The following is a 19,772-nucleotide window of genomic DNA, read 5'->3' as shown; positions in this document are numbered from 1 at the left end:
ATTTTCTTTGGGTATGAAAAGGTATTGTTCGTGAAAAGGGTTGACGTTATTTGTTGTGCCGACTAAGAATTGCAGCCGGTTACAGCGATAGCAGCAGTTGTGGCAACGTTCTTTACGGTTGTAAATAGCGTGATGAGGTCAGGCTGCAATGTGGTCGGCTTATTTCAAGGGCGCATTGCAAGTGTGATAAGCCGAAGGCATGTCTGTGTCGCTGGAACGCTTCGCGTTAAATAAATACGCAGGGAGGGCCGCCATGGTTGGCGTTACAGGCTATACATCTTTTTCCGGTACCAGTGCGCTGACCCGGGCCAGCCCAAGCTTGCCCGTTAGCACCGACGACACAGCGTGCTCCGCTGCAGTCATCCCGCCAGCGAGTGATGCAAGTACGGTGTCTACGCTGGCTCGGCAGCTCAGCGAGGCGGCTGCTCGCGCCGAGGCGCGCGATGCTGGGCTTGATTACAAGGCGTTGGGTGAGGCGGCAAAAGTGCTGTTGAATCAAATATCGGGTGATAGCTATACACTCAACAAGGCTCGGCACGATGCGGAGCTGCCGAACAGTGATGACCCAGAACTGCTGGAGCGGGCCAGGCAGGCAACCGATTTCGTCAACAGTCGTTACCCAGGCTCCAACATCGTCGGCAAGAATCCTTTTGCGGGCATGTCACGAGATCAACTGGCTTTGATTGCCTATGACGATAGCGGTGCTTTCACGGTCAATGAGCGGCGCGCAGCCTTTTACGAGGCGCATGAGCAGGAGGAAGCTTGGCGTCGGATGGTGCTGGCAAAAGGTGACGCTGAATACAACAGTACCGGCAAGCTCACCAGCTTTTTCACCGAGGTGCTTGAGCATTATGAAAGTCTGCCGGCTATCGAGCAGGCACAGTACCCTGGCAATTATGTGAGCCAGTTGCAGGGATGGATTGATGGCGGTTTCAACTACATCACTCACCAGTCTGAGGGCAACGCTACGACCTTGGTCGGGTTACTCGAAGAGTGGATGACTTCAGCGTCGCCCCAACAAAATGATGCAACGGATGACCTGCCCGCTAGAACAGGTGATGAGGCTGCGAACAAACGCAATTGAGTGCGCAGCGCAATCAGGCGCAGTCAGTTGGGTTTATCGAGAAATCATCAGTTCAGCATTGCTTTTGGCGTCGCTCCAAGAGGAGTCGCTGTAATTTAATAATGCCTGTTCAATCACATGGAAGACATAAAGCATGAATGTACATAAGGTGGTGCTTGCGCTGTTTTCGATCGTTACTTTGTTTGCTGCAGGTGCGGCGCATGCTGGGCCTAAGGTTATGGTGACCTTTAAGAATAACGCGATCTCAGATGCTGTATATGTAATTGAGACGTAAAATGAAGCCAGCACCAATGTAAATGCATCACCAAGACCGATAGCTATAGTGCCTACCGGAGGGACTAGCAGCTATGCGGTTCAGAGCAATATCTCTCCTGATACAAATTTCGCTGCTGTCCGCTACAAGGTTGGCGGCAAAACCTGTGCATTTACCACGACGTATGTGAATACATACAACTCAAGCGGTATCAAAGTGCCGTCCTGGAACAAGACGTTTACCCCCAGTGGTGGTGCCACGTGTACCGCGACTATCACGTCGACCAATTACACGAGTCACGAGTGGTCGGTAGAGTTTGCAATGAAGTAATAATCCCTATGGCCGGTGCGGTATTAGCCGGCCATTTTTTTGCAAGACCTATTCGTCAGTCGAAGGAGGGCCGCCATGGTTGGCGTTACAGGGTATACATCCTTTTCCGGTACCAGTGTGCTGACCCGGGCCAGCCCAAGCGTGCCCGTTAGCCCAGACGACACAGCGTGCTCCGCTGCGGTCATCCCGGCAGCGAGTGAGGCAAGTACGGTGTCTACTCTGGCGCGGCAGCTCAGCGAGGCGGCTGCGCGTGCCGAGGCACGGGATGCCGGGCTTGATCGCAAGGCGCTGGGTGACGTCGCGAAAGCACGGTTGAATGAAATTTTGGGTGACAGTTATTTCTTTAACAAGGCGAAGCATGATGCCGAGCTGCCAAACAGTGATGACCCGGAGCTGTTGGCACGGGCCAAAGACGCGACGGACTTCGTCAATGGCCGTATATATGGCTCCCGTTCCGGGACCAATCCTTTTGCGGGCATGTCACGAGATCAATTGGCCTTGATTGCCTATGACGATAGTGGTGCTTTCACGGTCAATGAGCGGCTTGCCGCATTTTACGAGGCTCATGAGCAGGAGGAAGCTTGGCGCCGGATGGTGCTGGCAAAGTCGGATATTGAATACAACAGCACCGGCAAGCTCACGGGCTTTTTCATGGAAGTGCTTGAGCATTATGAGGGGCTACCTGCCATCGAGCAGGCGCAGTACCCCGATACCTATATGAGCCAGTTGCAGGGATGGATTGACAGCGGTTTCAACTACATTACTCATCAGGCCGAGGGCAATGGCATGAACCTGAGCGGGTTGCTCGAGAAGTGGCTTGTGGAAAGCCCGGATGGCCGCAAGGGCGTGTTGAACAGTATCGACCCCGCATAGTGTGAAGCGTCTCATGATCCTGGTGAAGTACTGGGGGAAAGGGCGGGCAAAGTGATATTCTTCGCGCCTTCGGTCAACCCGTGTCGTCGCGGCATGCCGGTTTGGCTGAACAGTCATACTTCCCCCATTATGGATATCGTTCGGGTCAGTTCATGAAGAAATCAGTAGGCGTACTTTCCGGTCTTGCGGTACTCGCGGCCTTGACGAGTGCAGGTACCTGGTACACCGGCAAGCAGTTGCCTGACGCCTTGAAGGCCTCTATTGCGCAAAGTAACGAGCAGGCCCAGAAGGCATTGCTTGGCACGGGCGCCAGTGCCAGCGTCGAGTTGGTTTCGCTGGAGCAGCACTTCTACACCAGTACCGCCCATTACCGTGTGAAGGTTGCAAACCTGGATGCCGGTGACGAGTCGGTGAGCCTCGAGTTGAACTTCGTTGATCGCATCGAGCACGGCCCGCTGCCATGGTCGCGCTTGAAGGCGTTCAAGCTGATGCCGGTCATGGCAACCAGCAACTATGCGCTGGAGAAAACTGAAGGTACGGCCAAGTGGTTTGCCGCGGCCAAGGAAGTTGCGCCGCTGCAGGGCCAGGTCAGCCTGGGTTATGACCGTTCGGTACAGGGCAGCATGAAACTGTTGCCGCTGGACGTTACCGGTGACGACGGCTCGGTGGTGAAATTCTCCGGCTTCAACCTGGATGTCGACAGCAGTGCCGATGCCGAGAAGGTCAAGGTCAATGGCACCATGGGCAGCCTCGCCATGTCGCTGGTGTCGCCTGACACTGCGCCGGTCAAGATCGACCTCAATGGCATGAACATTACGGGTGACCTGACCAAGACCACCTATGGCTTCTATGTGGGGCAGGTTGACTTCGGGTTGGCCAGCAGCCAGTTCGTGTTCGGTGATCAGCAGTCGACGTTGCTGCTCAAGGCGCTTGAGCAGCGCAACGATTACCGCGCTGAGGGCGACAAAATGTCGGGCCGCCTGACCTACAAGGTCGGCGACATCAGCTACGAGGGCAAGTCGGTCGGCAGTGCGCAGATGGTCATGAGCGTGAAGAGCCTGGACATTCCGGCGCTCCAGTCGTTGATGAGCTGGTATGAAAGCCATCTGCCCGAGATTCAGCAGGCCGCCGCCGAAGGGCGGTCCATGCCGCAGTTGGCGATGAGCCCTGAAGAAGAGGCGAAGGTACGCGAGGATATCCTGAAGATGCTCGCGGCCAAGCCGCAGGTCGCGCTGGAAGATTTGTCCTTCAAGACCGCCAACGGTGAAAGCCGTTTCAGCCTGGCGGTTGAGCTGAACAAGCCGACCTCGTTGGAACTGCCACCGGATCAGTTGGGTCGCCAATTGATCTCCCAGCTCAAGAGCAACCTGACGCTGTCCAAGCCGATGATCGTTGATCTGGCGGTTCTGCAGGCTGCCTTCCAGGGTGAAACCGACACCCAGGCGATTGCCCAGCAGGCGTCCATGACCAGTGAAATGGTCGGGCAGATGGCGCTGCAGACGCAGTTGGCCAAGCTGCAGGGCAGTGATGTCGTTGCCAACTTGAACTATGTCGATGGCCAGGTGGAGTTCAATGGGCAGAAAATGACCCTTGAAGAGTTCGCCGGGCTGGTCATGGCCAACCTCGGTGCCATGGGTCAAATCGGCGGTTGATGTGATGCAAGGGGCGGGCAGCCGAGGCTATGGCTGCCTGCCCTTGGCCGTTTCAGGCCAAAAAAGCCTTTAGAATTCATCTGATTATCTGTAGCCTTCGGCCTCCTATGAAGCCGAGGCCGCAGAGGCTTTACGGTCCAGCCGCAATTGCCGTTCGGGCACTTGCCGACGGAACCTGTAGCCGATTTGCCGGGGCTCGGTGATACACTCGACTTACGCGTATCAGCGCCTGCAGGTCTTGCCGAACATGACGCATATCTCCGAACGCCTTCTGGTTCAAGCTCACTTGGATGCCAAGCAACCCAAGCCACTGACACCGGAAGAAGAAGCCCATTACCGTGCCGCCATCGCTGCTGAGCTCAAGGCGCAGGATGCGGTCCTGGTGGCGCACTATTACTGTGACCCGGTTATTCAGGCACTTGCCGAGGAGACGGGCGGCTGCGTGTCTGACTCGCTGGAAATGGCTCGCTTTGGCAACAAGCACCCGGCCAAGACGGTCGTAGTTGCCGGTGTTCGCTTCATGGGCGAAACCGCCAAGATCCTCAACCCTGAGAAGCGTGTGCTGATGCCAACGCTTGAAGCGACCTGCTCGCTCGACCTGGGTTGCCCGGTGGACGAGTTCTCGGCGTTCTGCGACAAGCACCCTGAGCGTACCGTAGTGGTTTATGCCAATACGTCGGCAGCAGTCAAGGCGCGGGCTGACTGGGTGGTAACCTCCAGTTGTGCGCTGGAAATCGTCGAAAGCCTGATGGATAACGGCGAGACCATTATCTGGGGGCCGGACCAGCATCTGGGTCGTTATATTCAGAAACAGACCGGCGCCGACATGCTGCTCTGGGACGGCGCCTGCATTGTTCACGAAGAGTTCAAGTCGCGACAATTGGCGGACATGAAAGCGCTGTACCCCGATGCGGCGATTCTGGTTCACCCTGAATCCCCTGAGGCAGTGATCGAGCTGGCCGATGCGGTGGGTTCCACCAGCCAGTTGATTGCCGCGGCGCAAAGCATGCCGAACAAAACCTTTATCGTCGCCACTGATCGCGGCATCTTCTACAAGATGCAGCAGCTGTGCCCGGACAAGGTCTTTGTCGAAGCGCCTACCGCAGGTAACGGTGCCGCATGCCGCAGTTGCGCCCACTGCCCATGGATGGCCATGAACACGCTGGAGCGCACCCTGCAGTGCCTGCGTGAGGGCAGTAACGAGATTTTTGTGGACGCTGCGTTGATTCCGCAGGCCATTCGCCCGCTCAAACGCATGCTGGATTTCACCCATGCAGCGCGGATGAAGTTGTCCGGTAACGCCTGATACACGCCGAATCCTGCGTCGGCAGGGCAGCCCCATGTGCTGTGGGGCTGCTGCCGTACGTGGGTTAGCGCATCATTTCCTTGACCATGCGTTGCTGCTCAAGCATTTCCCGTTGCCGTGCATCGAGGCGCGACGCCAACTGGAAGTTGTTGCCGGCACGGCGTTTGGCGTAATCAAGCTGCTGAATTGCCTGGTCGTAGTCGCCGACCAGGGCAAAGTACTCTGCGCGAGCCTGGTGCAGGCCTATCGTGTTGCCTGACAGGCCGCGTGCCTCGGCCACTTCATACCAGACATCCGGATCGTCTGGGCGGTTCTTCAGCAAACCGTCCAGCGCCTTTTCCGCTTCGGCGGGGCGATTCAGTTTCAGCAATACATCGGCCCGGGCCTGCTGCAGTGGGTAGCTGCCGGGGTAGAGGGTGAGCATCTTAGTCACCCGTTGTTCGGCGTCGGCCAGTCGATTATTGGTAATGTCCAGGTCGATTTGCGCCAGGTTGTAGGTGATGTCGTTCGGTGCCTTGGCCAGCAAAGGCTTGAGGTTTTCGCGGGCTTCGTTCAGTTGGCCGCCCTTGGTCTGGGCGATGGCCAGGCCATAGCGTGCGGCATCGAGTGTGGGGTTTTCCTCGAGCATGGCGCGGAAGCGTTTGGCCGCAAGGCCGGGGGTGCCCTCGTAGGTCAATTGCACCCGAGAACGCATCAACTGGTAACGCAGGCTGTCTTCGGTGCCGCCGGCAGGTGCCTGTTCGGCACGGTTGCGGGTGTCGGCAATACGCGACTCGGTCACCGGGTGAGTCAGCAGGAATTCTGGCGGCTTGGCGTCGAAACGGTACTGGCGCATCAAACGCTCGAACATGCTGGGCATGTTCCGTGGGTCGTAGCCAGCCTTTTCCAGGTTGATGATGCCGATACGGTCGGCTTCCTGCTCGTTCTGCCGGGAGAAACGTCGCTGCTCCTGGATCGCGGCAGCCTGAGAGCCGGCGATGGCGGCAATACCGGCATCCCCGGCACCGGAAGCAGCAACCACGATCCCCGCCAGCAGGGCTGCCATCATCGGCAGTTGCATGCGTTGCTGGGCTTCAACACCACGGGCAAAGTGGCGTTGTGACAAGTGCGCCAGTTCGTGGGCGAGTACCGAGGCATATTCGCCTTCGTTCTGGGCGTTGAGGAACAGCCCTCCGTTGACCCCGACAATGCCGCCGGGCGCAGCAAAGGCGTTCAGCTCTTTGCTGTCGATCAGGATGAACTCCAGGCGCCGGTCCTGCAGTTGGCTGGTTTCGGCAAGCCGGTAGACACTGGTCTCGACATAATCCTTGAGCTGGGGGTCGGACAGTTGGCCGACATTGCCCCGCAACAGACTGAGCCAGGCACGGCCCAGTTGGTGCTCCTGTTGCGGCGAGACAATGGCCGAGCTGGCGTCGCCGAGTGACGGAAGGTCGTCGGCATGGCTCGGTAGCGCCAACAGGCAGGCCAGCGTCAGCAAGGTAGGGCGCAAAAAATTCATGCACGAAGCTCTGGTCGACAAAGACCTTACTGTAGCCCGCTCGCACGTCTGCGACCAGAGGCGGTATTCTACCGGGCTTGCTTTGTATCAATGCCCTTGACCGGGCGCCTGCCAGGAGAGAACCGATGACCGATAGCCTGCCCTGTGACGCCGAGCTCGATGCCAGTGGCCTGAATTGCCCGCTGCCTCTGCTCAAGGCCAAGCTGGAGCTGAATCGGCTTGCCAGTGGCGCGGTGCTCAAGGTGATCGCCACCGACGCGGGTTCGCAACGTGATTTTCGCACTTTTGCTCAATTGGCAGGTCACACGCTGCTACTCGAAAAGGCCGAGGCCGGGGTTTTCAGCTACTGGCTGAAGAAAGCCTGAGTCTTCCCCCGTATTTAAGGATTGTTGATGTTCAAAGTGCTTCGCGACTGGATGCAGCGCTATTTCTCCGATGAGGAGGCAGTGGTGCTGGCGGTGCTGCTGTTCCTGGCGTTTGCCGCGATATTGACCCTTGGCGGGATGCTCGCGCCCGTGTTGGCAGGCATGGTCCTGGCGTTTCTCATGCAAGGCCTGGTCAATGCCCTGGAGCGTTTCAAGGTTCCCAGCAAGATTGCCGTGGCACTGGTGTTCACACTGTTCATGGGGGCGCTGGCGGTATTCCTGCTGGTGCTGGTGCCGTTGCTGTGGCATCAGTTGATCACCCTGTTCAACGAACTGCCCGGCATGCTTGGCAAATGGCAGTCGCTGTTGTTGCTGCTGCCGGAGCGTTATCCGCACCTGGTCTCGGACGAACAGGTCTTGCAGGCCATTGAAGTGATGCGTGGCGAGATCGGCAAGTTCGGCCAGTGGGCGCTGACCTTCTCGTTGTCCAGCCTGCCACTGTTGGTCAACGTCATGATCTACCTGGTGCTGGTACCGATCCTGGTGTTCTTTTTCCTCAAGGACCGTGAACTCATCGCACGTTGGGTCAGTGGATACCTTCCGCGTGAGCGGGCCTTGATGACCCGTGTGGCCGAGGACATGAACCGGCAGATCGCCAACTACATTCGCGGTAAGGGTATCGAGATCCTGATTTGCGGGGTCGCGACCTACATCGCCTTTGTCGCCCTCGGGCTGAACTACGCGGCGCTGCTGGCACTGCTGGTCGGTCTGTCGGTGGTAGTGCCCTATGTCGGGGCGGTGGTGGTGACCGTGCCGGTGACATTGATCGCCTTGTTCCAGTGGGGCTGGGGAGACCAGTTCATTTACCTGATGGCGGTGTACGCGATCATTCAGGCGCTGGACGGCAACGTGTTGGTGCCGTTGTTGTTCTCCGAAGCCGTCAGCCTGCACCCGGTCGCAATCATCTGCGCCGTGCTGTTGTTCGGCGGGCTGTGGGGGTTCTGGGGGATCTTCTTTGCGATTCCGTTGGCGACCCTGTTCAAGGCGGTACTGGATGCCTGGCCTCGCCGGGAACCGCCTGTGGCGCCATTGTTGTAACGCCAGGTGGGGTTGATAACCGGCAAGGCCAGCTCCAGCAGGAGCCGGCCTTGCCGACGATAGCGCTTCAGGCCTTGTTCAGCGCCTGCGCTTGGGCCAGCACGGCTTCAACGTGGCCCGGTACTTTCACGCCACGCCACTCCTGGCGCAGTACACCATCCTTGTCGATCAGGAAGGTGCTGCGGTCTACGCCCAGGTATTCCTTGCCATAGAGCTTCTTCAGCTTGATCACGTCGAACAACTGGCACAACGCCTCGTCCTTGTCGCTGATCAGCTCAAACGGGAACGCCTGCTTGCACTTGAAGTTCTCGTGCGATTTGAGGCTGTCGCGGGAAACGCCGAACACCTCGGTGTCGGCCGCCTGGAAGGCCGCGTAGTGATCCCGAAAACCCTGGCCTTCGGTGGTGCAGCCCGGGGTGCTGTCCTTGGGGTAGAAGTACAGCACGACCTGACGGCCTTTCAGAGCTTCCAGGTTGATCTGCTTGCCGCTGGTGGCCTCGGCCTGGAAAGCGGGTACCGATTGATCGAGTTCAACAGCCATGGTGCATTCCTTACATGGGGTTTTGTGGGCGCCAGGGTTCGATCAGCGCATCCAGGTTGAGTGCGTCGGCGAAGTCCAGGAACTGGTCGCGCAGCCAGCTGATCTGTGTGCCCGCAGGCAGCGTCACGGTGAACGTGGCGTTGAGCATGGTGCCGCCGGTTTGCGGTGCCTGATAGGTATCGCAGGTCAGGTTCTCCAGCTCTACCCGGTGGTCGAGGAAGAACTGGCACAGCTCATTGATGATATCGGGCCGATAGGCGGCGCTGATGTAGGCGACGTACGGCAAGGACAGTGGGCGAACCTCCAGGCCTGCGCTGCGCACGACATTGACCGTGAAACTGTGCTTCTTGGCCAGGCTTGGGAGTGCCGCCTCGAGCCGCGCCAGTGCGTCCCAGCTGCCCGATATCTGGAGCACCAGTGCGCTGCATTCCCCGTGGCGTGTCAGGCGCGAGGTTACGACAGAGCAACGGTTGTCGTTGCTGGTGCGGCACAGGATGTTGGTCAGCTCCATGGGATTGGGGCCCAGGGCGCTGATGACAAGGAATTGTTCGCGAACGGTGGGGGTGGACATGCAGCATTCCTAAAGCGATGAGCGGTCAGTACGTGACGTGGCAAGAGGCTGTGCTTTATATCGTTCCGCCGCTCAGAATCGAGGGTCAGGGCGCAGCCGAGGTGCATCATCAGCAAGCCAGGGGGCTGCTGCGTACCGATCAAAGAGGGAAGGGTAGCGAAAACTGCTGCCGAGGGGAATGCTCCGGCCACCTGCTTCGCTTGTGCAAGCCCGATGGCGCCAGTACCATTACCGCTCTCTTTTTCCGGCAGGAGCAGTTTCATGATTGCGGGCAGTATGGTGGCATTGGTCACACCCATGGATGCACAAGGGCGTCTTGACTGGGACAGCCTCAGCAAACTCGTGGACTTTCACCTGAAAAACGGTACTCATGCCATCGTTGCCGTCGGTACGACCGGCGAGTCTGCGACCCTTGATGTCGAAGAACACATCAAAGTCATCGAGGCTGTAGTCAAACAGGTCAACGGGCGTATCCCGGTGATCGCTGGCACCGGCGCCAACTCCACGCGTGAAGCGGTCGAGCTGACCCGCAACGCCAAGAACGCCGGGGCTGATGCCTGCCTGCTGGTGGTGCCGTACTACAACAAGCCTACCCAGGAAGGCTTGTACCAGCACTTCAAGCATATCGCTGAAGCCGTAGACATCCCGCAGATTCTCTACAACGTGCCCGGCCGTACTTCCTGCGACATGCAGGCAGAGACCGTCATTCGTCTGTCGACCGTACCGAACATCATCGGTATCAAGGAAGCCACAGGCGACCTGAAGCGCGCCAAGGCCATCCTGGATGGCGTCAGCAAGGACTTCATCGTCCTGTCCGGCGATGATCCAACCGCCGTTGAGCTGATCCTGATGGGCGGCAAGGGCAATATCTCGGTAACCGCCAACGTTGCGCCACGCGAAATGGCCGACCTGTGTGAAGCCGCCCTCAAGGGCGATGCCGAAACGGCCCGTGCCATCAACGAAAAACTGATGCCGCTGCACAGGGACCTGTTCATCGAAGCCAACCCGATCCCGGTGAAGTGGGCGTTGGTGGAAATGGGCCTGATGCACAAAGGCATTCGCCTGCCGCTGACCTGGCTGAGCGAACCTTGTCATGAAACGCTGCGGCAGGCCATGCGCCAGTCCGGCGTACTGGTTTAACTGAGGAAGTACACCGCATGAAGCGATTGGCTGGTCTTTCCGCCCTTGCCTTGATTATCTCCAGCACCAGCGGGTGCGGCTGGCTGTGGGGTGAAGACGGTTACTTCCGTGACCGTGGCGGCGACTATCTGGAGGCTACCCAGAAGCCGCCGATGCAACTGCCACCGGATGTCAGCAGTGCCAAGCGTCTCGACCCGCTGCTGCCGATCCCGCGTAACGTCGCGGACAGCAGTACCAAGGGCGAGTTCGACGTGCCGCGTCCGCTGCCGTTGTCGGCGGCGGGTGAAGCCAGCGACTTCAGCCTGCAGAAGAGTGGTAACTCGCGTTGGGTACTGGCCCAGCGTGCACCGGCTGAAGTCTGGCCAGTGGCTCGTCAGTTCTTTGAAGACAACGGTTTCCGTATTGCCGAAGAGCGTCCGCAAACCGGTGAGTTCACGACCACCTGGCAGCGTTCCGACGAGCTGTCGGCCGCCATGGCAAAACGCTTGGCAAGCACCGCCACCAGCGGTGACAGTGAAATGCGTGCGCGTGTACGCATCGAACCGGGTGTGCAGCGGGGCACCAGTGAAGTCTATGTGGTGACTGCTGAGCGTCCGGCCGGCAGTACCGCCGAGGTTGATTTCCCGGCGCGTTCCGTCAATACCGCCGCTGATGCCCTGCTGGTCGATGAAATGCTCGCCAGCATGACCCGTAGCGCCGAGAAGGGCGGTTCCGTCTCGCTGCTTGCTGCTCGTGATTTCGATGCCCCTAGCCGTGTCAGCCTGAGCGAAGACGGCAGCGGCAACCCGGTATTGAACCTGGGCGCCGACCTTGATCGTGCCTGGTCCAGTGTGGGCCGCGCCTTGGAGCACGGTGAGTGGCGTGTCGAAGACATCAACCGCAGCCTGGGCCTTTACTACATCAACCTGGCCGAGAAAGCCGAGAAGCACGACCAGGAGCCTGGTTTCTTCGGCAAGCTGTTGGGCAGCGAGCCGAGCAAGGAAGAGCGTGAAGCCCGTGCCGAGCGTTATCAGGTTCGCCTGAGCAAGGTGGGTGACAGCGTCCAGGTTACGGTCGAGAAAAACATCAACACCGTCGCGCCAGCTGATGTCGCTCGTCGTGTGTTGAGTGTCATTCAGGACAACCTGGGTTAAGTGCGCTTCGCCGTACTAGGAAGCGGTAGCCAGGGCAATGGTACGCTGATCGCCAGTGACGACACCTGTGTGCTGGTCGATTGTGGCTTTTCCCTGCGGGAAACCGAGCGGCGCCTGGCGCTGCTCGGCGTAGCGCCAGATCAATTGAATGCCATCGTCGTTACCCATGAACATGCCGACCATGTTCATGGCGTTGGTTTGCTGGCGCGGCGCTACAATCTACCGGTCTACCTCAGCCGTGGGACGTTGCGTGGGATGCGCAAGCCCGTCGAGGTCGCAGGCTTCCTGGCCGGTGACGAGCGGTTACAGGTGGGCAGCTTGAGTATTACCGCTGTTGCTGTGGCGCACGATGCGCTGGAGCCACTGCAGTATGTGTTCAGTGACGGTCATCGGCGATTGGGTGTGCTGACCGACCTGGGTTCGTATGATGATCGGCTGTTGACTCACTATCAGGATCTGGACGCCTTGTTGATTGAGGCCAATCACTGCCGTGATCTGCTGGCGAGAGGGCATTACCCCTATTTCCTCAAGCAGCGGGTGGGTGGTGATCTAGGACATTTGAACAACCATCAGGCCGCGCGCCTGGTGGCCGAGTTGGGTTGGCACAAGCTGCAGCATCTGGTGCTGGCCCACCTCAGTAGCAAGAACAACCAGCCACAGCTGGCCCGGCAGTGTTTTGTCGACGCCTTGGGGTGTGACCCGGGCTGGCTACAGGTGGCCAATCAGGATTCAGGGCTCGACTGGCGCGAAATCGCCCGGCCCATCTAACTTAGCAAGCGGAGCCCATCATGGAAAAACGTGAAGAACTCTACCGCGGCAAAGCCAAGTCGGTTTACAAGACCGATGACGCTGACCGCTTGATCCTGCTGTTTCGCAACGACACTTCGGCGTTCGACGGCAAGCGTATCGAACAGCTCGACCGCAAAGGTATGGTGAACAACAAGTTCAACGCCTTCATCATGCAGAAGCTCGAAGAAGCGGGTATCCCGACTCAGTTCGACAAACTGCTGGGTGACAACGAGTGCCTGGTCAAAAAACTCGACATGATTCCGGTCGAGTGCGTCGTGCGTAACTATGCTGCTGGCAGCCTGGTCAAGCGCCTGGGTGTTGAGGAAGGCATCAAGCTGGAGCCTTCGACCTTCGAACTGTTCCTGAAGAACGACGAAAAGGGCGATCCGTTCATCAACGAATCGCACGTTGTTGCGTTTGGTTGGGGCACTGCCGAGCAACTGGCGAAAATGAAAGCGCTGTCGCTGAAGGTCAATGAAGTACTGACCAAGCTGTTCGACGACGCTGGCCTGCTGCTGGTGGACTTCAAGCTGGAGTTTGGCGTATTCCACGGCGAAATCGTGCTGGGTGACGAGTTCAGCCCGGACGGCTGCCGCCTGTGGGACAAGGAAACCCGCAAGAAGATGGACAAGGACCGCTTCCGTCAGGGCCTCGGTGACGTCATCGAAGCTTACGAAGAAGTGGCCAAGCGCCTGGGCGTACCGCTGTAAGCTGGCGTTTTAACGCAAGCGCCTGATACCACGCGAATTTTTTTCGCAAGGCGCTTTGCCTTTTGGCAAACTGCTGGTATCATGCGCGCCACTGGAGAGATGCCGGAGTGGCCGAACGGGACGGATTCGAAATCCGTTGTACTGGCAACAGTACCTAGGGTTCAAATCCCTATCTCTCCGCCATACATGAAGTACACGAAACCCCTGAAAGCGTTAAAGCTTTCAGGGGTTTCGTGCTTTTGGGTGTCGTTTTTTCAGGCCGCTGCGGTTTCAATGCTCGCTCTTCGCTCTTTTTATCCGGATCAGGATGAGCAGGAGAATGCTGATGGCCAGTGGGCTCATGGTCAGCATGGCTTCTTTCGGGGACATCTCCAGCCCCAGGGTGTGTGCGCCCGAGTAGAGCAGCTTGAGTAGACTCAGCAGGTAGTAGGTGATGGCGATGATCGACAGGCCTTCTACCGCGCGTTGAATTTTTATTTGGGTATCCGCGCGATTGCTCAGGCTCTTGAGGATTTCCGCGTTCTGTTCCTCCATTTCGACTTGTACGCGCGCTTGCAGCAGGTCGCCGAGGTTGGCGACGCTTTTGGCCAGTTGATCCAGGCGTTGTTCGGTGACTGCGCAGTACCTGACGGTGGGCTTGAATCGTCTTTCGATGAAGATACCGAGCCGCTGGCAGTCTCCGACATGGCTTTCCCGTAGTTCGCTCAAGCGCTCAAATACCAGTTGGGCATAGGCTTGTGTGGCGCTGAAGCGGTGCCGGGTTTTCGCGGTACTGCTGACCACTTGTGCCGACAGGTTGGCGATGTCGGCCAGCAGCGCCTTGGCATCGCCGGTCTCGGCGCCGGCGTTGCGCTCTGAGAGGTTGACCAGCGTTCTGTCGAAGGTATTGAGTTGAGTACTCAGGTTTTTCGCGGTGGTGAGTGAAAGCGAGGCCATCATGCGGTAGGTCTCGATTTCCAGCAGGCGCCGGATCATGCGCCCTTGACGGTACGCATTCAGGCGTTTGTTCACGAACAGAAAGCGATTGGTGCCATCTTCGCTCAAGCGGAAGTCGCTCCACACCACCGCATCGCCGCCACCTATGCAAGAGCCGCAGGGGTCTTTGAAACCGAAGCTGGAAAGGTCACCGTTAAAGGACGTATCGGCGCGTACCACAATTTGTACGGCGTTGATCATTTGCTGCAAGTAAGGCGCAACCCGGTCCATGAGGGCCTTTGGCGGCGGGTTCCAGCCAGGTTCGGGGTCGGACGAGGTCACCACCACTGTCAGGGTCAGAAACTCGGCGTGCCGCTCCCATTTCAATGCGTGACCTTCTAGCTGGGTGATGCCCTGAACAGTGTCGGGATCGATGGGGTCGCGGCAGAAGCTGCTCAGGAGGGTGTCGCACGGCACCTCGTGGGTGAGGAATGCCAGGTGGTAGACGTTCGCGGGCTCGTCGAAATACAGCGACGGACGGGCGTGCAACTCATTGTGCAGGGTCTTTCTTTGCGGGTGCATGTCGTTCAAGCCATCTTGGAATTGTTCTTGGCGCTTTCGATGATGCCGATGACGAAGGTGGTCAGTGCTTGTGTCAGGTTCTGCTCACTCACCTGCACCTCACGCCCCTGGTGTCCTCACTCGTTAGCAATGATCGGGCTGAGGATTGATGCGTGGCTGCTTTTCAGCGCATCAATCTGCTGCTGTTCTTGGGACAGGCTGATGTGCGCCCGAGTCACCCGTTGCGGGCGATGAGTTTCCAGAACTGAAGCTGACAACGGCCTGGGTGACGGGTTGCCCGCGATCTATTGAAGCTGCATGTCAGCGTTATCCAGCAGCCAGTCCCTGAACGCCTGTAGCGCGGGCAGGGCCTTGTTACGTGGCGGGTACACCAGGTAGTAGCTGCGTGAACTGGCGTAAGGCAGCGCCGGGCTGCTCAGCTCGCCACGGGCCAGTTCGTCGGTAATCAGGATCCTGGGTACCAGGCCGATACCGATGTCGGCGCGCACGGCCTGGATAAGGTGCGAGGTCAGTTCGAAGCTCGGCCCCAGGCGCATGGCCTGATGCGTCAGGCCATGGTGGATGAACCACTCGCCCCAGGCGTTGAGGTTGTTTGCGACGCTGAGCAGCACCTGTTTGCTGATGTCTTCGGGCGTCCAGCAGGGCCGTGTGGCGGCCAGGGTTGGCGAAAGGATCACCATAAGTTCTTCGGCATGCAGGCGGTGGCAGATCAGCCCCGGCAGGTCGCTGGCCGCGACTACGATGGCGGCGTCGATACCGCTGGTCGCGAAGTCGATGGGTTCGATCCGCGAATTGATATGCACCAGTACCTCGGGGTGGCTGCGGTAGAACTCATGCAGGCGCGGAAGCAGCCATTTGGAGCCAAAGGTTGGCAGGGTCGCCAGGCGCAGGCTGCCGCCGCCGGCTTGATGGGCAATCGCGTGCAGGGTGGCGCTGCGCACACGGCCCAATGCTTCGCTGATTTCTCGCTGGTACAGACGTCCGACATCGGTGAGCTGGACGGCGCGGCCTTCACGACGGAACAGTGTCACCCCCAATTGGCGTTCCAGGATCTGGACCTGGCGGCTGACGGCGCTCTGTGTCAGCGACAGTTCTGCGGCTGCGCGGGTGTAGCTCTCGTGGCGGGCAGCGGCCTCAAAGGCCAGCAGCAGGGACATGGATGGGGTGAGGTTGCGGTAATTCATTCGTAAAAGTCATCGAAGGCTGCGTGAGTATCCGTTTGTGTCTGGCTTGAAGCTCCGGGATCATGGTCATCATCCCCTACCTGATGGTGTGCCAGCCATACCGTTTTAGCAGGTATTCATGATTAAACCGATATAAATGAGGCCATCCCCAATGATCGCCCGATTGACTGGTGTCACGCCGGCCACCCTGTATGCCGATTTCCTTGATGCGTTGCGCGCTGCCGGCTTCCGTGGCCAGATCAGTGCCGACTACGCCACCCGTACGGTACTGGCAACCGACAACTCGATCTATCAGCGCTTACCTCAGGCGGCGGTATTCCCGCAGGATGCCGAGGACGTGGCGCGTGTCGCCGCGTTGATGGCCGAGCCGCGCTTTCGGCAGGTCAAGCTGACGCCACGTGGCGGCGGCACCGGTACCAACGGCCAGTCGTTGACCGATGGCATTGTTGTCGACTTGTCGCGGCACATGAACAACATTCTCGAAATCAATGTCGAGCAACGCTGGGTGCGGGTTCAGGCGGGGGTGGTCAAGGACCAGCTCAACGCCGCCCTCAAGCCCCATGGGCTGTTTTTTGCGCCAGAGCTGTCCACCTCCAACCGTGCCACAGTGGGCGGCATGATCAATACGGATGCCAGTGGGCAGGGCAGTTGCACCTACGGCAAGACTCGCGATCACGTACTTGAGCTGCATAGCGTGCTGTTGGGTGGCGAGCTATTGCACACCGGGCCCATCGATGATGAGGCGTTGGATCAGGCCTGCGCACAGGCCGGGCGCAGCGGTGAGGTTTACCGTATGGCCCGACAGATCCATGAAACCCAGGCTGAATTGATCGAGTCGACCTTCCCCAAGCTCAACCGTTGCCTGACAGGCTACGACCTGGCACACCTGCGCGACGAGCAGGGACGCTTCAACCTCAACAGCGTGCTCTGCGGCGCCGAAGGTTCCTTGGGCTACGTGGTAGAGGCCAAGTTGAACGTGTTGCCGATTCCCAAGTATTCGGTGCTGGTCAACGTGCGTTACAGCAGCTTCATGGACGCCTTGCGCGATGCAAACGCGTTGCTGAGCCACAAGCCGTTGTCCATCGAGACGGTTGACTCGAAGGTGTTGCTGTTGGCCATGAAGGATATCGTCTGGCACAGCGTTGCCGAGTACTTTCCTGCCGACCCAGAGCGCCCGACACTGGGGATCAACCTGGTGGAGTTCAGTGGTGATGAACCGGGCGAAGTGAACGCCAGGGTGCAGGCGTTCGTCAAACACCTGCAGGCTGACACCAGTATCGAGCGTTTGGGCCATACCCTGGCCGAAGGTGCCGAGGCGGTGACCCGTGTCTATACCATGCGCAAGCGCTCGGTGGGTTTGCTTGGCAACGTTGAAGGTGAAGTGCGCCCGCAGCCGTTTGTCGAAGACACCGCCGTGCCGCCTGAGCAGTTGGCCGATTACATCGCCGAGTTCCGCGCCTTGCTGGACAGCTATGGCCTTGCCTATGGCATGTTCGGGCATGTCGATGCTGGCGTGCTGCACGTTCGACCGGCGCTGGACATGAAAGACCCTGCCCAGGCGGCACTGGTCAAGCCGATTTCCGATGCCGTGGCGGCGCTGACCCAGCGTTATGGTGGCCTGCTCTGGGGTGAGCACGGCAAGGGCTTGCGCTCGGAGTACGTACCGAGCTTTTTTGGCGAGCTATACCCGGCGCTTCAGGCGCTCAAGGGCGCATTTGACCCGTACAACCAACTCAACCCCGGCAAGATCTGTACGCCGGACAGCAGCGAGAGCCTGCTCAAGGTTGACGAGGTGACACTGCGCGGTGACCTGGACCGGCAGATTGACGAGCGGGTCTGGCAGAGCTTCGACAGCGCCATGCATTGCAACGGCAATGGCGCCTGCTACAACTTTGACCCCAACGACGCCATGTGCCCGTCCTGGAAAGCTACCCGCGAGCGTCAGCATTCACCTAAAGGCCGTGCTTCGCTGATTCGTGAGTGGTTGCGCCTGCAGGGTGCGGCCAACATCGATGTGCTGGCGGCAGCGAAAAAGAAAACTTCCTGGCTCAAGACGTTGCCCGCCCGGCTGCGCAACAACCGGGCGCGCCAGCGGGGTGAGGCGGACTTCTCTCATGAGGTCTACGACGCCATGGCCGGCTGCCTGGCGTGCAAGTCCTGCGCGGGGCAGTGCCCGATCAAGGTCAATGTGCCGGAGTTTCGCTCGCGCTTCCTCGAGCTCTACCATGGTCGCTATCAGCGGCCACTGCGCGATTACCTGATTGGTTCGCTGGAGTTCACGATCCCGTACATGGCCTATGCGCCAGGGCTGTACAACTGGGTGATGGGTTCGCAATGGGTCAGCCGACTGCTGGAGCGTCATGTCGGCATGCTCGACAGCCCGCTGATCAGTCGCTACAACCTGCAGGCGACGCTGACCCGTTGCAATGTCCGGCCGGCCAGTGTTCCGGCGCTGCGCGAACTGACGCCGGCGCAGCGCGAGCGCAGTATCGTGCTGGTGCAGGATGCCTTCACCCGTTACTTTGAAACACCGTTGCTGGCGTCTTTCATTGAGTTGGCTTATCGGTTGGGCTATCGGGTATTCCTGGCGCCCTACAGTGCCAATGGCAAGCCATTGCACGTTCAGGGTTTTCTCGGCGCGTTCGCCAAGGCGGCGATTCGCAATGCCAGCCAACTCAAGGTTCTGGCCGATTGCGGTGTGCCTTTGATCGGCCTGGACCCGGCCATGACGCTGGTCTACCGGCAGGAATATCAGAAGGTCCCGGGCTTGAGTGAGTGCCCGAAGGTTGCGCTGCCACAGGAATGGTTGATTGACGCGCTACCTGAGCGGGCCGTTTCCAACCCGGAGACCTTCCGCTTGCTGGCTCACTGCACCGAGAAGACCAACGTTCCGGCCAGTACCCGGCAGTGGGAGCAGGTATTTGCTCGTCTGGGGCTGAAACTGGTCACCGAGGCGACCGGCTGCTGCGGCATGTCGGGTACGTACGGCCACGAAGCTCGTAACCAGGAAACCTCGCGGACGATCTTTGAGCAGTCCTGGGCCGGTAAACTGGACAAGCAGGGTGAGGCGTTGGCAACAGGCTACTCCTGCCGCAGCCAGGTCAAACGCATGGCCGACCGCACGTTACGGCATCCTCTGGAGGTGGTGTTGCAGCACCTCTGTCGTTAAGAGCGAGTAGAGAGCCCCTCTTGTTGCTCCACCCTGCATCAGGAGGGGCTGCAGAAGAATGTCTATTGAGGTCGCCAGCATGGCGACCTCAATCGTATCGGGAGCGACTCACCTCAAGCCGCTCCATCAGAGAGCGGGTGTCAGTCGACGTTGAACAATGGCTTTCCCTCCTGCGTACTCAGTTGGGTTTGCCTTTTTGCACGTGAGCAACAATGTCATCCTTGAGTTTCAGTCGCTCCTTGCGAAGCTGGGTGACCCGGTCATCCGAGGCGCCATTGCCCTCTGCCACGACGACTTCGGCATCCTTGGCATTGTACCTTTCATGCAGTCGGTCGAGTTGTGGGTCGGTTTTCCTGAGGGCATCGAACGCTTCCTTGGTCAGATTAAGGTCTGCGAGCAAATCGTGCTTAACCGGCATGTCTCCACCTCTGCGGGCTACTGAGTAAGGGCTTGAGTTATGAGGATAGCCGTCTTTGCCAGGTTCTGTGGCAGGGCTGGTCTGTAGCCGTATTTCTCAATCCTGATGCGCTGCAATGCCTTGTCCTGGCAGGAAGTGCAGCGTGTATGAGGCTGGCTGGC

At 59.0% G+C, this 19,772-nt stretch carries 17 protein-coding genes and 1 tRNA gene; 12 read left to right on the top strand and 6 right to left on the bottom strand.

The features are described 5' to 3' along the window. Positions 1–199 precede the first annotated feature (199 nt). The 4 genes from CYD26_RS18835 to nadA all read left to right on the top strand — a co-directional run bounded on the left by CYD26_RS18835 (position 200) and on the right by nadA (position 5,498). A complete protein-coding gene (locus tag CYD26_RS18835; protein ID WP_178081723.1) occupies positions 200–1,084 on the top strand; it encodes a hypothetical protein in 885 nt (294 codons plus the stop codon). 700 nt (positions 1,085–1,784) lie between these two features. Beyond that, positions 1,785–2,540, top strand: a complete 756-nt coding sequence (locus CYD26_RS18825) for a hypothetical protein (protein WP_256588047.1) — start codon at positions 1,785–1,787, stop codon at positions 2,538–2,540. A 152-nt stretch (positions 2,541–2,692) separates the two neighbouring features. Then, positions 2,693–4,192, top strand: coding sequence for a YdgA family protein (locus CYD26_RS18820; RefSeq protein WP_065759623.1), 1,500 nt, complete (start codon positions 2,693–2,695; stop codon positions 4,190–4,192). 247 nt (positions 4,193–4,439) lie between these two features. Further along, positions 4,440–5,498, top strand: coding sequence for a quinolinate synthase NadA (gene nadA / locus CYD26_RS18815; protein WP_065759622.1), 1,059 nt, complete (start codon positions 4,440–4,442; stop codon positions 5,496–5,498). A gap of 64 nt (positions 5,499–5,562) precedes the next feature. Here nadA and CYD26_RS18810 read toward each other — a convergent pair whose 3' ends face one another. Continuing rightward, entirely contained in the window at positions 5,563–6,996 is a 1,434-nt protein-coding gene (locus CYD26_RS18810) for a M48 family metalloprotease (RefSeq protein ID WP_065759621.1), read from the bottom strand. Positions 6,997–7,121: 125 nt separating this feature from the next. Between CYD26_RS18810 and CYD26_RS18805 the strand changes: the two genes are divergently transcribed. Both CYD26_RS18805 and CYD26_RS18800 read left to right on the top strand, forming a co-directional pair. Continuing rightward, on the top strand, positions 7,122–7,361 hold the full coding sequence (locus CYD26_RS18805; RefSeq protein WP_065759620.1) for a sulfurtransferase TusA family protein: 240 nt from the start codon (positions 7,122–7,124) through the stop codon (positions 7,359–7,361). 27 nt (positions 7,362–7,388) lie between these two features. Continuing rightward, complete coding sequence (locus tag CYD26_RS18800) at positions 7,389–8,459, top strand: AI-2E family transporter (RefSeq protein WP_065759619.1); 1,071 nt, start codon at positions 7,389–7,391, stop codon at positions 8,457–8,459. A 67-nt stretch (positions 8,460–8,526) separates the two neighbouring features. On the opposite strand, the gene CYD26_RS18795 is transcribed toward CYD26_RS18800, so the two are convergent. Together CYD26_RS18795 and CYD26_RS18790 are read right to left on the bottom strand one after the other, a co-directional pair. Next, positions 8,527–9,000, bottom strand: a complete 474-nt coding sequence (locus CYD26_RS18795) for a peroxiredoxin (RefSeq protein ID WP_065759618.1) — start codon at positions 8,998–9,000, stop codon at positions 8,527–8,529. A 10-nt stretch (positions 9,001–9,010) separates the two neighbouring features. Further along, positions 9,011–9,571: a glycine cleavage system protein R gene (locus CYD26_RS18790; RefSeq protein ID WP_102053301.1), complete on the bottom strand. Its 561-nt coding sequence runs from the start codon at positions 9,569–9,571 to the stop codon at positions 9,011–9,013. A 261-nt stretch (positions 9,572–9,832) separates the two neighbouring features. Between CYD26_RS18790 and dapA the strand changes: the two genes are divergently transcribed. The 5 genes from dapA to CYD26_RS18765 all read left to right on the top strand — a co-directional run bounded on the left by dapA (position 9,833) and on the right by CYD26_RS18765 (position 13,526). Then, positions 9,833–10,711, top strand: coding sequence for a 4-hydroxy-tetrahydrodipicolinate synthase (gene dapA, locus CYD26_RS18785; protein ID WP_065759616.1), 879 nt, complete (start codon positions 9,833–9,835; stop codon positions 10,709–10,711). 17 nt (positions 10,712–10,728) lie between these two features. Beyond that, positions 10,729–11,844, top strand: coding sequence for an outer membrane protein assembly factor BamC (gene bamC, locus CYD26_RS18780; RefSeq protein ID WP_065759615.1), 1,116 nt, complete (start codon positions 10,729–10,731; stop codon positions 11,842–11,844). Then, a complete protein-coding gene (locus tag CYD26_RS18775) occupies positions 11,845–12,612 on the top strand; it encodes an MBL fold metallo-hydrolase (protein WP_065759614.1) in 768 nt (255 codons plus the stop codon). Positions 12,613–12,632: 20 nt separating this feature from the next. After that, positions 12,633–13,343: a phosphoribosylaminoimidazolesuccinocarboxamide synthase gene (gene purC, locus CYD26_RS18770; RefSeq protein WP_009399599.1), complete on the top strand. Its 711-nt coding sequence runs from the start codon at positions 12,633–12,635 to the stop codon at positions 13,341–13,343. A gap of 93 nt (positions 13,344–13,436) precedes the next feature. Then, a tRNA-Ser gene (locus CYD26_RS18765) sits at positions 13,437–13,526 on the top strand. Between the two features lie 87 nt (positions 13,527–13,613). Here the strand turns inward: CYD26_RS18765 and CYD26_RS18760 are convergent. Both CYD26_RS18760 and CYD26_RS18755 read right to left on the bottom strand, forming a co-directional pair. Next, positions 13,614–14,840 carry a DUF3422 domain-containing protein gene (locus CYD26_RS18760; RefSeq protein ID WP_065759247.1) on the bottom strand — a complete coding sequence of 409 codons (1,227 nt, stop codon included), beginning with the start codon at positions 14,838–14,840 and terminating at the stop codon, positions 13,614–13,616. Between the two features lie 284 nt (positions 14,841–15,124). Further along, positions 15,125–16,024: a LysR substrate-binding domain-containing protein gene (locus CYD26_RS18755; protein ID WP_065759248.1), complete on the bottom strand. Its 900-nt coding sequence runs from the start codon at positions 16,022–16,024 to the stop codon at positions 15,125–15,127. A gap of 151 nt (positions 16,025–16,175) precedes the next feature. Between CYD26_RS18755 and CYD26_RS18750 the strand changes: the two genes are divergently transcribed. Further along, positions 16,176–19,193, top strand: coding sequence for an FAD-binding and (Fe-S)-binding domain-containing protein (locus tag CYD26_RS18750; protein ID WP_065759249.1), 3,018 nt, complete (start codon positions 16,176–16,178; stop codon positions 19,191–19,193). Between the two features lie 178 nt (positions 19,194–19,371). Here the strand turns inward: CYD26_RS18750 and CYD26_RS18745 are convergent, their stop codons facing one another. After that, a complete protein-coding gene (locus CYD26_RS18745; protein WP_065759250.1) occupies positions 19,372–19,611 on the bottom strand; it encodes a YdcH family protein in 240 nt (79 codons plus the stop codon). Positions 19,612–19,772 lie beyond the last annotated feature (161 nt).

It is taken from the genome of Pseudomonas sp. FFUP_PS_473, assembly GCF_002858665.1.
GTDB lineage: Bacteria > Pseudomonadota > Gammaproteobacteria > Pseudomonadales > Pseudomonadaceae > Aquipseudomonas > Aquipseudomonas defluvii.
Note: the sequence above shows the minus strand (reverse complement) of the source record. Positions and strands in the feature narration are given on the sequence as shown.

Bases quoted from the DNA above. Each gene is read 5' to 3' on its own strand.
- CYD26_RS18835 (WP_178081723.1), top strand. From the start codon at position 200: ATGTCTGTGTCGCTGGAACGCTTCGCGTTAAATAAATACGCAGGGAGG.
- CYD26_RS18820 (WP_065759623.1), top strand. From the start codon at position 2,693: ATGAAGAAATCAGTAGGCGTACTTTCCGGTCTTGCGGTACTCGCGGCC.
- nadA (WP_065759622.1), top strand. From the start codon at position 4,440: ATGACGCATATCTCCGAACGCCTTCTGGTTCAAGCTCACTTGGATGCC.
- CYD26_RS18810 (WP_065759621.1), bottom strand. From the start codon at position 6,996: ATGAATTTTTTGCGCCCTACCTTGCTGACGCTGGCCTGCCTGTTGGCG.
- CYD26_RS18805 (WP_065759620.1), top strand. From the start codon at position 7,122: ATGACCGATAGCCTGCCCTGTGACGCCGAGCTCGATGCCAGTGGCCTG.
- CYD26_RS18800 (WP_065759619.1), top strand. From the start codon at position 7,389: ATGTTCAAAGTGCTTCGCGACTGGATGCAGCGCTATTTCTCCGATGAG.
- CYD26_RS18795 (WP_065759618.1), bottom strand. From the start codon at position 9,000: ATGGCTGTTGAACTCGATCAATCGGTACCCGCTTTCCAGGCCGAGGCC.
- CYD26_RS18790 (WP_102053301.1), bottom strand. From the start codon at position 9,571: ATGTCCACCCCCACCGTTCGCGAACAATTCCTTGTCATCAGCGCCCTG.
- dapA (WP_065759616.1), top strand. From the start codon at position 9,833: ATGATTGCGGGCAGTATGGTGGCATTGGTCACACCCATGGATGCACAA.
- bamC (WP_065759615.1), top strand. From the start codon at position 10,729: ATGAAGCGATTGGCTGGTCTTTCCGCCCTTGCCTTGATTATCTCCAGC.
- purC (WP_009399599.1), top strand. From the start codon at position 12,633: ATGGAAAAACGTGAAGAACTCTACCGCGGCAAAGCCAAGTCGGTTTAC.
- CYD26_RS18760 (WP_065759247.1), bottom strand. From the start codon at position 14,840: ATGCACCCGCAAAGAAAGACCCTGCACAATGAGTTGCACGCCCGTCCG.
- CYD26_RS18755 (WP_065759248.1), bottom strand. From the start codon at position 16,024: ATGAATTACCGCAACCTCACCCCATCCATGTCCCTGCTGCTGGCCTTT.
- CYD26_RS18750 (WP_065759249.1), top strand. From the start codon at position 16,176: ATGATCGCCCGATTGACTGGTGTCACGCCGGCCACCCTGTATGCCGAT.
- CYD26_RS18745 (WP_065759250.1), bottom strand. From the start codon at position 19,611: ATGCCGGTTAAGCACGATTTGCTCGCAGACCTTAATCTGACCAAGGAA.